At 41.9% G+C, this 13591-nt stretch carries 8 protein-coding genes and 2 riboswitches; all 8 genes read left to right on the plus strand.

The genetic code is table 11. The features are described from left to right. Positions 1-77 precede the first annotated feature (77 nt). The 8 genes from J7I93_RS24260 to ptsG all read left to right on the plus strand — a co-directional run bounded on the left by J7I93_RS24260 (position 78) and on the right by ptsG (position 13238). Complete coding sequence (locus J7I93_RS24260) at positions 78-1538, plus strand: esterase/lipase family protein (RefSeq protein WP_214729383.1); 1461 nt, start codon at positions 78-80, stop codon at positions 1536-1538. A 279-nt stretch (positions 1539-1817) separates the two neighbouring features. Then, positions 1818-2774 (plus strand): AAA family ATPase, encoded by a 957-nt coding sequence (locus J7I93_RS24265; protein ID WP_214729385.1) that lies wholly within the window; start codon positions 1818-1820, stop codon positions 2772-2774. Position 2775: 1 nt separating this feature from the next. Next, a complete protein-coding gene (locus tag J7I93_RS24270) occupies positions 2776-3993 on the plus strand; it encodes a DUF58 domain-containing protein (RefSeq protein ID WP_214729387.1) in 1218 nt (405 codons plus the stop codon). Further along, on the plus strand, positions 3990-6194 hold the full coding sequence (locus J7I93_RS24275; RefSeq protein WP_214729389.1) for a transglutaminase TgpA family protein: 2205 nt from the start codon (positions 3990-3992) through the stop codon (positions 6192-6194). Before J7I93_RS24270 ends, J7I93_RS24275 begins: the two co-directional genes overlap by 4 nt. Positions 6195-6276: 82 nt before the next feature. Then, positions 6277-6378, plus strand: a riboswitch (purine riboswitch). Positions 6379-6695: 317 nt separating this feature from the next. Continuing rightward, complete coding sequence (gene guaA / locus J7I93_RS24280) at positions 6696-8216, plus strand: glutamine-hydrolyzing GMP synthase (protein WP_214729397.1); 1521 nt, start codon at positions 6696-6698, stop codon at positions 8214-8216. An 84-nt stretch (positions 8217-8300) separates the two neighbouring features. Next, positions 8301-8402, plus strand: a riboswitch (purine riboswitch). Between the two features lie 144 nt (positions 8403-8546). Beyond that, complete coding sequence (locus J7I93_RS24285) at positions 8547-9875, plus strand: NCS2 family permease (protein ID WP_214729391.1); 1329 nt, start codon at positions 8547-8549, stop codon at positions 9873-9875. Between the two features lie 134 nt (positions 9876-10009). Continuing rightward, positions 10010-10852: a glucose PTS transporter transcription antiterminator GlcT gene (gene glcT / locus J7I93_RS24290; RefSeq protein ID WP_214729393.1), complete on the plus strand. Its 843-nt coding sequence runs from the start codon at positions 10010-10012 to the stop codon at positions 10850-10852. A gap of 325 nt (positions 10853-11177) precedes the next feature. Continuing rightward, the gene (ptsG, locus tag J7I93_RS24295) at positions 11178-13238 is read left to right on the plus strand and encodes a glucose-specific PTS transporter subunit IIBC (RefSeq protein ID WP_214729395.1); all 2061 of its coding nucleotides are present in this window, start codon (positions 11178-11180) and stop codon (positions 13236-13238) included. The last annotated feature ends 353 nt before the right edge of the window (positions 13239-13591 follow it).

Here is a 13591-nt window from a genome sequence, read left to right on the forward strand (position 1 = left end):
CACTATATTTTCTGAAAATTGTAAAATTTTATTGACTAGGCTTTTTTGTCCACGATCTTTCTGAAGGAGGGAAAGGTTTGATAAAACAAATGGCAGGAGTTGTATTTTGTATGATGCTGATTTTTCCTGGAATGGTGAAGGCCGGCGGTTTTGGAGGAGATGATAGGGGGACTCCAGGCTATTGGTACGCTGGAGATACTCCAGGTCTTATTGATCCGGAAAAGTCTCCACTCGTTTTTGTTCATGGCTATAATAATTCTTCCGCTGTTTGGCATGAAGGAAATGATATGTACGAAGTTGCGTTGGCCAATGGCTATGAAACAGCCTTCATCGATCTACATCCTGATCGGGATATGTGGGCGAATGGCGCCATGCTGGCTGAAAAGCTAGAGGACATGTACCATCATTTCGGCGGAAAAAAGCTAGTGGTCGTTGGCTATAGCAAAGGCGGGGTGGATATACAAACAGCACTTGTTCATTATGGAGCACATCAATATGTGTCAAATGTCATTTCCTTATCATCTCCGCATCATGGAACCCAGCTCGCAGATCTCGCACATAGCAGTGCAGCCTGGTGGTTAGCTGCTCTTCTTGGGAACAACAATGAAGCAACCGAATCCCTGCAGACAGGTAATATGCAATACTTCAGGGCTATTACGGATACACATGAAAACGCAGCGAAAAATTTTTATTTTACACTAGGCGGTACAAAATGGGGTTCTTTTGGCAGCGCCTCTTATTGGGGAGGCCTATACTTAAGCCAATACGGTAAAAATGATGGTGTTGTAACGACAGTTAATTCCCGCTTGCCCGGTGCCTCTATTGTACAGGAAGGCAGCTGGAACCATACGACCATCAGGGAAGGATCCTACACATTCCAGGTATTTAGGCCATATACAATGGTTACCCAGCCTGCATCTGTTTTAGCATCTGCAAGCAAGATAACTCCAATCAGCCAGCCGAATGTCCACTCCATCGTAAAAGGCGGAAAAGCAGTGAATGCTTTAAATGACCATTTTGCCGTTGAAGAAAATGTTAAATCCATGACTGTATCCTTCTTAAGCGAGAAAAACTTGTCTTCATTAACATTGACAGGTCCGGATGGGAAGGAATATAAAACAAAAAAGGTTTATAAAGAAGGATCGGAATTTTTTAAGGGAGCATGGGTTCACCAGTTTGAAATGGATGCACCTGAAGCAGGCCCTTGGTCATTGAAGGGACCTAGAAATGCTTCCTACCTATACACGGTCTCCCTCGATAGCCCTTTAAATGACACACTCCAGCAAACTGCCGGGATTATGAACAAAAATAAAATCTATAAAACAAAATGGACGCATTTCGGATTTGATTCAACAGGGAAGAAGCTGCAAGAAAAGACAAAGGGTGAGAAATCCGGACTATTGGCAGATAGCGAATTTAAACAGGAAGGTGTATATAACGTGACAACTGAAGTTAGAGGGGTAACCTCCAATGGGAAACCTTTCGAAAGAACGATCATTGAATCTTTCTATGTAAATAAGGATGGTGAACGCCAATAAATATTCTTTTGGGCTGCTGGGAGGCAGTCTTTTTTAATTGGGAGATATACGAAAAGTAATATTAGCTGGATGTATGCAGGAAAACAAATGCCAATCATTTTATGAAACCTTTTACCAGTTTAACCGTTAATAGTATTATGCCTATTTTATCAAAAAGGCAGAAACGTCTCGTCAGATTACAGGACTTTTAGACGAAATATCGAATATATAAATGGTTGGAAGTAATTTTAATAGAATTGATAAATGCAAACGCATGAGATAGATAAGGAGAGGTTTCACATGGATCGGAATCATATGCACTCTACGATAGAGAGGGTATTGGGGAATATTGAGAAAGTAATGATTGGCAAACGGAATGTAGCAGAGTTAAGCTTGGTGGCGCTTCTCGCGGGAGGCCATGTATTGCTGGAGGATGTTCCGGGTGTCGGAAAAACAATGATGGTGCGTGCGCTGGCAAAATCTGTGGGTGCATCATTTAAGCGCATCCAATTCACACCTGACTTGCTTCCTTCAGATGTGACAGGTGTATCCATCTATAATCCAAAGGAAATGGAATTTCAGTTCAGGCCTGGCCCGATCATGGGCAATATCATTTTAGCAGACGAAATTAATAGAACCTCTCCAAAGACGCAATCTGCGCTTCTCGAGGGGATGGAAGAGAGCAGCGTCACAATTGATGGGGTTACACACCGCCTTGAAAAACCGTTCTTTGTTATGGCGACACAGAATCCGATTGAGTATGAAGGAACATATCCGCTGCCGGAAGCACAGCTGGATCGTTTTTTATTAAAAATGAAGATGGGCTATCCCGATGTTTCGGAGGAAATGGAGGTCCTGAACCGGGCGCAGCGAATTCCGCCCATTGAAGAACTGGAGCCCGTTATTGATTTGGCAGAGCTTCGTGAGCTCCAAAAAGAAATAAAAGAAGTCCATGTGGATGATACAATAAAACGCTATATTGTGGATATTGCCAATCGGACAAGAACACATAGCAGTGTGTATTTAGGGGCGAGTCCGCGTGGTTCGATTTCTTTAATGAAAGCGGCCCAGGCATACGCATTTATGTATGGACGCGATTATGTGCTTCCAGACGATATTCAGTATTTGGCGCCGGGTGTGTTTGTCCACCGGATTATTCTGAAGTCTGAGGCGAAATTTGAAGGTATTACAGCAGATGAAATTGTGGAACGTGTCATTGCCAGGGTTCCGGTCCCTGTTCAAAGGTTAGTGAAGTAATATGAACCAGGTGTTTAATACACTAAAAGGTATATGGAAACTAATCGTTTTATTCGTTCTTATTCTCCTCGCCTTTTCCTATGCCATGTTTCAGGGAGGATTTGTGAGCTGGTTTTTATTTTACAGCTTTCTTCCTTTTGCTTTATATGCGCTTGCTTTATCTTTTTATTCCCTAAAGGACTTTCAAGTGGAAAGAATATTGCCTAAAACAGAATTCAATGCAGGAGAAAATGCTGTCATCACATTGAAAATAAGGAGGAAAGCTGCTTTTCCTTTATTATATCTGGTTGTGGGGGATGGGATGAGTGAGCAGCTCCTTTTTTCGAAGCATGGAAAAAAGCCGAAGCGGTTTTTGTTTCCAGGATTCCAAAAGGAAATGTCCCTGCAATATCAAATAGACCGTTTGCCAAGGGGGGAGCATTTCTTTACCTCCATTCGCATTAAAACTGGGGATGCGCTTGGGTTAATTGAAAAGGAAAGACAAGTTCCTGCAGAAAATAGAATGATTGTTTATCCGGCATATGAGGAGATCATCTATAAGCCTTTAGCACATCATTATGACCAGGGAATGACCGCCTCAAAAGAGCGGGTGCAAAGGGATACCTCCATGGCGATCGGCATAAGAGAGTATCAGCCGGGAGATCGGTTTTCCTGGATTAACTGGAAAGCCACCGCAAAGCGAAATGATATTATGACAAAAGAATTTGAACAAAGGCAGTCACATGATGTGTATATTCTCATGGATTGTGCGCCGGATAGTCGATTTGAAGCCATTGTTTCTTTTACAGCATCCATTGTGAGAGCCATTCTTCGCAAGGGAGCCCAGGTTGGCTTTCTGTCTTCTGCAGCAGAACGGACTATTTTTCCGGTCAGGGGCGGGGAAGCACAGCAGCTGCAGCTATTTTATCATTTGGCCAAAATAAAGGATGATTCTACTGTAACGCTGGACCGTGTACTTGAAGCTGAAAGCTTTCTTTTGCAGCAAAACAGTCAGCTTATGCTCGTTACATCAAAATTATCAAAGGCACTGATTGAGAAGGCAGGATTTGTCGCTTCAAAAAATGGTTCTATTACGATCTTTTTAATAAAAGACATGAATGAATCCCCGCAGCAGGAGGAGATCGCACTAAAAGCCTCAGCCAACTCAAGGGGAGTCCGGGTTATCATGGTTCATAACGGTCAGTTTTCAGATGCATTTACGGGGGTGAGCAAAGGATGACATCTCATAAGATCCAAAAAGATCCTGCCGCCTTCCTTCTCTATGTTTTGGGATTTTTACTATTATGGGAATGGCTGAGGCCGCTTGAACAGTTAACAGATACATCGAATATAGCAGTGTTTCTGATATTTTTGATGTTATCTCTGCTCATGTCTTTTTATGGTGTTTCCCCTTTATTAAGCGGCTTTATAAAAGTGCTTTATGTGGTTTATGTACTGCACTTTCTGTATTTTGAAGGTGCCTTCTTTCAAATATCCTGGATTTCGCCATTTTGGGAAGATCTGAAATATAATTTTAGCCTTATGGCTGATAGAGATTGGCCAAGCATAACCAACCTGTTCAGAAGTTTATTATTTTTTGTTCTGCTTGGGCTGATGACCTATTTAATTCAATACTGGCTAATAAACCGCAGGCAGATTTTTATCTTCTTTTTCATGACGCTGGTTTATATAACCGTTCTGGACACATTCACTCCATATGTGGCAGATGGGGCAATTGTCAGAACGGTAATTGCAGGCTTTGCTGTCATGGGGATTTTAACTTTTTATCGCCTTCTGGATAAGGAAGGAATTAAGAAAGAAGTCTCCCTATCCCGCAAATGGATGGTTCCGCTTGCCTTGCTGATTGCTGTGAGCGCAGGCTTGGGCTTTGCGGCGCCAAAGGCAGAACCAATGTGGCCGGATCCGGTGCCATTTATAAAATCTTACGGGCAAAATAGCGGAGGGGATGGACCAGGTATCCAGAAAATCGGGTATGGTGAAGATGATTCCCGCCTTGGCGGCCCTTTTATTGGGGACAACGGGGTAGTTTTTAGAGCCGAAGTGGAATCACGCCACTATTGGAAGGTGGAGACAAAGGATACATACACTGGAAAAGGGTGGGTTACCTCTCAGCCGGAAGAAGAATTCCTTCCATTTGGAATGGGTGAGGATATTCCTGTCTCATCGTTTATCGAAAATGATGCAATTGAGACAACTGAAGAAACCAGCTCTGTCTATACTTTTATGAATTACCCGCACCTTGTTTATCCATTAGGAGTAAAAAGTATTGATGCTCCGCCTTTTATTACGTATGAACTCGAAACGGCAACTGAAAAAATCCGCACTCTCGATGAGGGACGCCCTGTTGCGTTAGATCAATACAAACTGGGGTTCAAAGTACCGAAATACAGTGTCACCGCCCTAAAGTCGGCAGAAAATAACGCAGGGGCACTGCCTGATGAATTTTTGGCAAGATATACACAGCTGCCTGATGAATTGCCAAATAGAGTCAGGGAATTGGCGCTTGAAATCACCCAGGATAAAACTGATTGGTTTGAAAAGGCCAGAGAGCTGGAAAGGTATTTCCGCATAGCGGAATATAATTATGACCAGCAGGACGTGGCTGTACCGGATGAAGATGAGGATTATGTTGATCAATTCCTATTTGATACAAAACAGGGCTACTGCGATAATTTCTCCTCTTCAATGGCGGTCATGGCTAGGGCGATTGGATTGCCTGCCAGATGGGTCAAGGGCTATACAGAGGGTGAATTCCAACAGTCTATTGGTTCGGGACTTCGTTTGTTTGAAGTGACAAATAATAATGCCCATTCCTGGGTTGAAATTTATTTTCCTGAAATCGGCTGGGTTCCATTTGAACCTACCCAGGGCTTTAGCAATAACGTTCAATTTAATTTTGATAATGCCGGCCAAAGTACGAGCCAGGCTGAAACAGAAGAGCCGAAAGAGACGAAAACACCTGTTAAGCCAGAAAAGCCTGAAGAAAAAGTGACGAATGAAACCTCATTCTCCGTAAAAGAGGTTTGGGAGTCAGTGAAGGATTTCTTAGCTGACAACTGGAAAGCGATTGGAATAGCGATTTTGAGTGTGGCAGTACTGATCATTATATTTTACCAAAAGCGCGGAAAATGGCTTCCGCATTATTTCATCTGGAGATTTAAACAGACGAAAAAGGACGAACATTTCCCTAAAGCGTACTTGATTCTGTTAAAGGAATTAGAACGTTACGGTTTAAAGAGGAAAAACGGCCAAACCTTGAGAGAGTATGCCAAATATGTGGACAGTTTCTTTTCTACAAAGGAAATGAGCCGATTAACAGCACGCTATGAGGAGCTTGTTTATCGGGGAATCTTGAAAGAAGGAAGCTGGACTGAGACGAAGGAATTGTGGGAAAATTTAATTAAAAAGACAATAGCTTGACCGGAAATTAAGCGTGTTGTTACAATAGGCAAATAAGACAGCGGCCAAAAAGCCAGCACATTGTTCGGTTTTTGCCGTTTAAACAACTAAATGATGCAACCTTCATATATCCTCGATAATATGGTTCGAAAGTCTCTACCGGATCGCCGTAAATGATCTGACTATGAAGGCAGAATATACTTTTTGCTATATGTAAAAACCGGAATTCTGCCTTCACTTTTTTTGTGGGGGGAGTTCCGGTTTTTTTGTCTAGCTCCAGGCGCTATCGGCTCGAGGTCATAAGCAAATTGCTTCTGAAGGAATAAAACGCCTCTGTGATTGCTTTTCTTATACTTGTCACCGATAGGCGGACGCCTTGCGCTTTTCTAGTTTATATGTTGGATTGCAAATAATTTAATTTTCACTAGATATTTTATTTACATGAGAGAAGACTAAAGGCAATATCACAAATTTAATGAGGTGAACAGCGTGACGGGGAAAACAGAACTTCAAAATCAAGAGATGATCGTAGTGCTGGATTTCGGAAGCCAGTACAATCAGTTAATCACACGCAGAATTCGTGAATTTGGCGTTTACAGTGAGTTGCATCCGCATACGATTACAGCTGCAGAAATTAAAGAGATGAATCCAAAGGGGATTATTTTTTCAGGCGGCCCCAACAGCGTGTATGGGGAAAATGCTTTCCGCTGTGATGAAGAGATTTTTGAACTGGGCTTGCCGATTTTCGGCATTTGCTATGGCATGCAATTAATGACGATGCATTTTGATGGGAAAGTGGAGCCTGCGAAGCATCGTGAATACGGGAAGGCAGTGCTCAAGGTAGAAAATGAATCAAAATTATTTGCAGACCTGCCTAGGGAACAGACTGTTTGGATGAGCCATGGGGACCTTGTAGTGGAAGCTCCTGCAGGATTTACTGTTGACGGAACAAACCCTTCTTGCCCGATTGCTGCAATGAGTAATGAAGAGCGTGGATTATACGCTGTACAATTCCATCCGGAAGTACGTCACTCCGTTCATGGAAATGATATGCTGAAAAACTTTGTATTTGGTGTTTGCGGTTGTACAGGCGATTGGTCCATGGAGAATTTTATTGAAATTGAAATGGAGAAAATCCGTCAGGAAGTCGGCGATAAAAAAGTTCTATGCGCTTTAAGCGGCGGTGTTGATTCCTCTGTTGTGGCTGTCCTCATCCATAAGGCAATTGGTGATCAGCTGACATGTATCTTTGTAGATCATGGTTTGTTGAGGAAAGATGAAGCGGAAGGCGTCATGAAGACTTTTGCTGATGGTTTTAATATGAATGTCATTAAAGTGGATGCTCAGGAGCGTTTCTTAAATAAGCTTAAAGGTGTCAGTGACCCGGAACAAAAGCGAAAAATTATTGGCAACGAATTTATCTATGTATTTGATGATGAGGCTGCTAAGCTTGAAGGCATTGACTTTCTTGCCCAGGGTACGCTTTATACAGACATTATCGAAAGCGGTACAGCTACTGCGCAAACGATCAAATCGCATCACAATGTAGGCGGCCTCCCTGAGGATATGCAGTTCAAACTGATCGAACCGCTTAACACTTTATTTAAAGACGAAGTTCGTGCGCTTGGAACAGAGCTTGGAATTCCAGATGAAATCGTATGGAGACAGCCATTCCCTGGTCCTGGTTTAGGTATCCGTGTACTCGGGGAAATTTCTGAGGATAAGCTTGAAATTGTACGGGAGTCTGACGCAATCTTACGCGAAGAAATCCAAAAAGCTGGGTTAGACCGTGATGTTTGGCAATATTTCACTGTTCTGCCTGATATCCGCAGTGTGGGAGTAATGGGAGATGCCCGGACATACGATTACACAATCGGAATCCGTGCAGTAACATCCATTGATGGAATGACATCTGACTGGGCAAGAATCCCTTGGGATGTGCTTGAAGTCATTTCTACCAGAATTGTCAATGAAGTATCGCATATAAACCGAGTTGTTTACGATATTACAAGCAAGCCGCCTGCAACAATTGAGTGGGAATAAAATACGAACGATAAGAAAAAACGAACATAAAATGTTCGTTTTTTCTGTTGACTAGGACTTTTTGAGGTGTTAAGATAAAGATGAATTAAATATGTCGTATTACGTCGTATAATCTTGGGAATATGGCCCAAAAGTTTCTACCGAGCTGCCGTAAATAGCTTGACTACGAGGTAAGTGGTACTTATAGGGATCTGTTTTTGCTATAATACTTTTTCCTGTTTATCCCTATTTGTTCACGAACCCTGTTGTCAACGCTTCGGTAACTCCCGGAGCGTTTTTATTTGGTCAATTTGGCTACCATATAAACAGACATTTTTAGGGGGAAGAAAAATGAAAAAGTACTTCCAGTTTGAAGAACTTGGAACAAACTATCGCCGTGAATTTATCGGCGGCCTTACAACGTTTTTAGCAATGGCATATATACTGGTTGTTAATCCGATTACCTTATCGTTAATGGATATCCCAGATCTGCCAGAAGCCATGAGAATGGATTATGGTGCCGTATTCGTTGCCACTGCTGTTGCAGCAGCCATTGGTTCTTTATTGATGGGGGTAATAGCAAAATACCCAATAGCGCTGGCGCCGGGAATGGGCTTGAATGCGTTCTTTGCCTATACAGTTGTATTAACTATGGGGATCCCTTGGCAGCATGCTTTAGGCGGAGTATTGATTTCTGGAGTTATCTTCATCTTATTAACGCTTACAGGATTGCGCGAAAAAATTATTAATTCAATACCAGCGGAATTGAAGTATGCAGTTAGTGCAGGTATAGGCTTATTTATAACATTTGTTGGTGCTCAAAGTGCTGGGCTGATTGTTAATAATGATGCAGTCCTTGTTGGATTAGGAGATTTTACTGATGGGAATGTACTGCTGGCTATCTTTGGTATAGCAGTAACAGTCGTTTTAATGACAAAAGGAATTAACGGCGGAATTTTTATCGGTATGGTCATCACAACGATTGTGGGAATGATTGCAGGGTTGATTGATGTTCCTGGCAAGATTGTGGATTCCGTTCCAAGTGTGGCTCCTACTTTTGGAGCGGCTTTCGAAGCTTATGGAGATCCTTCCTTCTTTTCAACAAGCATGCTGGTGGTAGTATTAACATTTTTATTTGTTGATTTCTTTGATACAGCGGGAACCTTAGTAGGAGTAGCAAACCAGGCTGGCTTAATGAAAGACAACAAATTGCCGCGGGCAGGAAAGGCTTTATTCGCGGATTCTGCTGCAACTGTAGTGGGAGCTATCTTTGGAACATCTACAACAACATCTTTTATTGAGTCATCATCAGGTGTTGCGGCAGGTGCAAGAACAGGGTTTGCTTCGGTTGTAACAGCAGGACTTTTCCTGTTATCACTATTCTTCTTTCCACTTTTGGAAGTCATCACTTCAGCTGTTACAGCTCCGGCATTAATTATCGTGGGTGTACTGATGGTCGCTTCATTAGGGAATATCGATTGGAACAAATTTGAAGTTGCAGTCCCTGCTTTTCTAACAATTATTGTGATGCCATTGTCTTACAGCATTGCTACCGGCATTGCGGTCGGATTCATTTTCTATCCGATTACGATGATTGTAAAAGGACGGACCAAAGAAATCCATCCGGTTATGTATGTTTTGTTCGTCATCTTTATCCTGTATTTTATTTTCTTAAAATAATAATTTGATTTGGAGATCCGCTCTTAAAGTGCGGGTCTTTTTTTAATTAGCCAAATAAATCATTTAATCCGTTGACTTCCCGGACGGGCTTTAATACCATGAGAGTACATTTGTTTAATGGGCGGGGAGAAAAAATGGGAGAGTATAAGGTAAAAAAGGTACTTAATAATAATGTCTTAATCGGCAGCCATGAATCGTTCGGCGAAGTCGTCCTCATTGGGAAGGGAATCGGCTTTAACCAGAAACCTGGGCAGCAAATTGATTCTGCTCTAGTAGAAAAGCTCTTCGTGCTCAAAAATGAAAAAGAGCAGGAAAATTACATTAAACTGATGCCGTTTGTTGACAATGAATTGCTCGAGGTAATCATCTCCTCTATTGAATTGATTAAACAACGGTCAAGCTCAGTGCTTAATGAACATATCCATGTTGCATTAACAGACCACCTGATGTTCGCCATAACCCGCTTGAAAAAGGGTATGGAAATGAAAAACCCTTTTCTTATTGAAACAAAAGCCTTATATCCCTTTGAATACGAGGTTGCTCAGGAGGTTGTAGGCCTCATTGGACAGCGAACAGGCATCTATTTGCCTGAAGGAGAGGTAGGCTTTATTGCTCTTCATGTCCATAGCGCTGTTATGAATCGCAATCTATCTGAGGTTAATCAGCATTCCCAGCTTGTAACCCATCTAGTCAATATGATTGAGGATCAGTTAGATATAAAAATTAATAAAGACAGCATAGATTATATGAGGCTTGTCCGGCATATTCGTTTTACTATTGAACGTGTTAACAAAGGTGAGCAGGTAGAAGAACCAGAAAAAATAACTTCCCTCTTGAAAGAGGAATACCCGGTATGCTACAATCTCTCATGGAAGCTCATTAAGGTAATGCAGCAAACATTAAAAAAACCAGTTTATAATGCGGAAGCTGTCTACTTGACCATGCATCTGCAGAGACTTCAAAAGAAAATAAATTAGTCATTATTTTATCTAGTCTAGCTACAGGCGCCAACGGCCCGAGGTCATAAGCCAATTGGTCAAGAAGGTAAAAATCAACCTTCATGCCCGCTTGTCTTATGCTTGTCGCCGTTAAGCGGGCGCCTTAAGCTTTTCGTCTTTACGTGTTACTGATTCGATCAGGCATGAGTGAAGAAAGGTAATTGAATTTAGGCAAATAGGGTAAGATACCCTTGTAAACGCCTAAGTTCTATCCTTTTTTTCTCATGCCTTTTTTATTTGTTTTTAATGCTTGCGGCAATGAAATGAAAACGCTTAATGAGTAAAAATATTAGGGGGTTAACTTATGTTTAAAAAAGTATTTGGCGTCCTGCAAAAAGTCGGGAAAGCTTTAATGCTTCCGGTGGCGCTATTGCCAGCAGCGGGAATCTTGCTTGCTCTAGGTGCAGCATTGCAAAACCCGGCGCTGCTTGAACTGGCACCTTTCCTGGATAACAGCGGGGTTTCGATCGTTGCTCAGGTCATGCAAAAAGCAGGGGATATCGTCTTTGCAAACTTGCCTGTGCTATTCGCAGTCGGTGTAGCTGTTGGATTGGCTGGCGGTGAAGGGGTAGCGGCTCTGGCTGCCATCATCGGATATTTAATTATGAATGTCACAATGGGTACAGCAGCAGGGATTACTGCAGAGGATGTAAATGGACTTAACTATGCGAATATCCTAGGGATTCCAACTCTGCAAACGGGTGTATTCGGCGGTATCATCGTCGGTATAATTGCGGCTGCTCTTTATAACAAGTTTTATGAGATTGAACTGCCATCTTATTTAGGGTTCTTTGCCGGTAAGCGTTTCGTTCCGATTATCACAGCTGCAACGGCAGTGGTCTTAGGATTGCTTATGCTTATAATCTGGCCGCCGATTCAGGCTGGATTAAATGCTTTTTCGCAAAACATGGTTCATGCAAACTTAACACTATCAGCGTTTATCTTTGGTTTAATTGAGCGTTCTTTGATTCCTTTTGGATTGCACCATATTTTCTATTCTCCATTCTGGTATGAATTTGGCCAGTATGTAACGAATGCGGGTGAAACTGTCCGCGGTGACCAGCGTATCTTCATGGCGCAGATCAGCGATAATGTTCAAGAGTTGACAGCCGGTACCTTCATGACTGGTAAGTTCCCGTTCATGATGTTCGGTCTGCCAGCAGCTGCATTGGCGATATATCACGAAGCACGCCCTGAAAAGAAAGTTGTAGTTGGCGGACTTATGGCTTCTGCTGCATTGACTTCATTCTTAACGGGTATTACTGAACCGCTTGAATTCTCATTCTTATTCGTAGCGCCTGTACTATTTGCCGTACACGCAGTGTTTGCAGGTCTTTCTTTTATGACCATGCATTTATTGGATGTTAAAATTGGTATGACATTCTCGGGTGGTTTAATCGACTATATTTTATTCGGCTTAATCAACCCTCAAACAAATGCTTGGATCGTTATTCCGGTTGGATTAGTATTTGCGGTTATTTATTATTTCGGTTTCCGATTTGCCATTCGCAAATTCAACCTGAAGACTCCAGGCCGTGAAGAGGTAGAAGATGAAGAAGAGGTTGCTTCCGGCAAAGGCGGAGACCTTCCGTATGAAGTACTTGAAGCAATGGGCGGACAAGAAAACATTTCTCACTTAGACGCTTGTATCACTCGCCTTCGTGTATCAGTAAATGATATTAACAATGTAGATAAAGATCGTCTGAAGAAATTGGGCGCTTCTGGTGTATTGGAAGTGGGAAATAACATACAGGCTATCTTTGGACCGAGGTCTGAAACTATTAAAGGACAAATGAAAGATATTATGAGCGGCAAAAGACCGCGAGTTGTTGAGAAGGCTCCGGAAGGCGGAGTTGAACAGCAAATTGAAGAAGTAAATCCTGAAGCGCTCCAAACTGAGCACAAGGAAGACCTTTTCATTGCTCCAATCAAGGGTGAAATCAAACCTATTACAGAAGTTCCTGACGCGGTATTCTCAGGAAAAATGATGGGTGATGGATTTGCAATTGTGCCAACAGAAGGAACTGTAGTATCACCTGTAGATGGGAAAATCGTTAATATGTTCCCGACTAAGCATGCAATTGGCATTCTTTCAGATTCTGGCCGCGAGATCCTTATCCATGTGGGTATTGATACTGTTAATCTAAAAGGCCAAGGCTTTGAAACGCTAGTAGCTGAGAACGATCGTGTAGAAGCAGGTCAGCCATTATTAAAAGTAGATCTAGATTACATCGAGAAAAACGCTACTTCTAAAATCACGCCAATCGTATTCACAAACCTTGAGCAGGGTGAAGCAGTAACGATTAATAAACCAGGAGCTGTAAGCCTGAAGGATAAAGACATTATTACCATCTCCAAGCAGTAATATATAATATAGAAGAAACCAGTCATTTTTTTGTGACTGGTTTTTTCTATAAAAAGAAAGTGTAATATACATGGTTAAAATAACCAATTAATTTTTATGGATATTATGTTGACCATCTGGGTATATGGGTGTTAATATATATAAACAGTCGCTGACAGGTTAGCACCGATTTAAATAACATTGAAAAAGTTGTTGACGTCGCGGTTGAGAAATGATATATTAATAAAGTCGCTTTTGAGCGATGATTGATCTTTGAAAACTGAACGAACAAAAACGTCAACGTTAATTCTTTAGTCTTTTTTGAAAAGACAACAGCGGATCGTCGATTAAGAACGCCACGTCCTGTGGCAACA

The sequence above is a fragment of the Bacillus sp. ISL-47 genome (genome assembly GCF_018613175.1).
In the GTDB taxonomy this organism is placed as follows: domain Bacteria; phylum Bacillota; class Bacilli; order Bacillales; family Cytobacillaceae; genus Cytobacillus.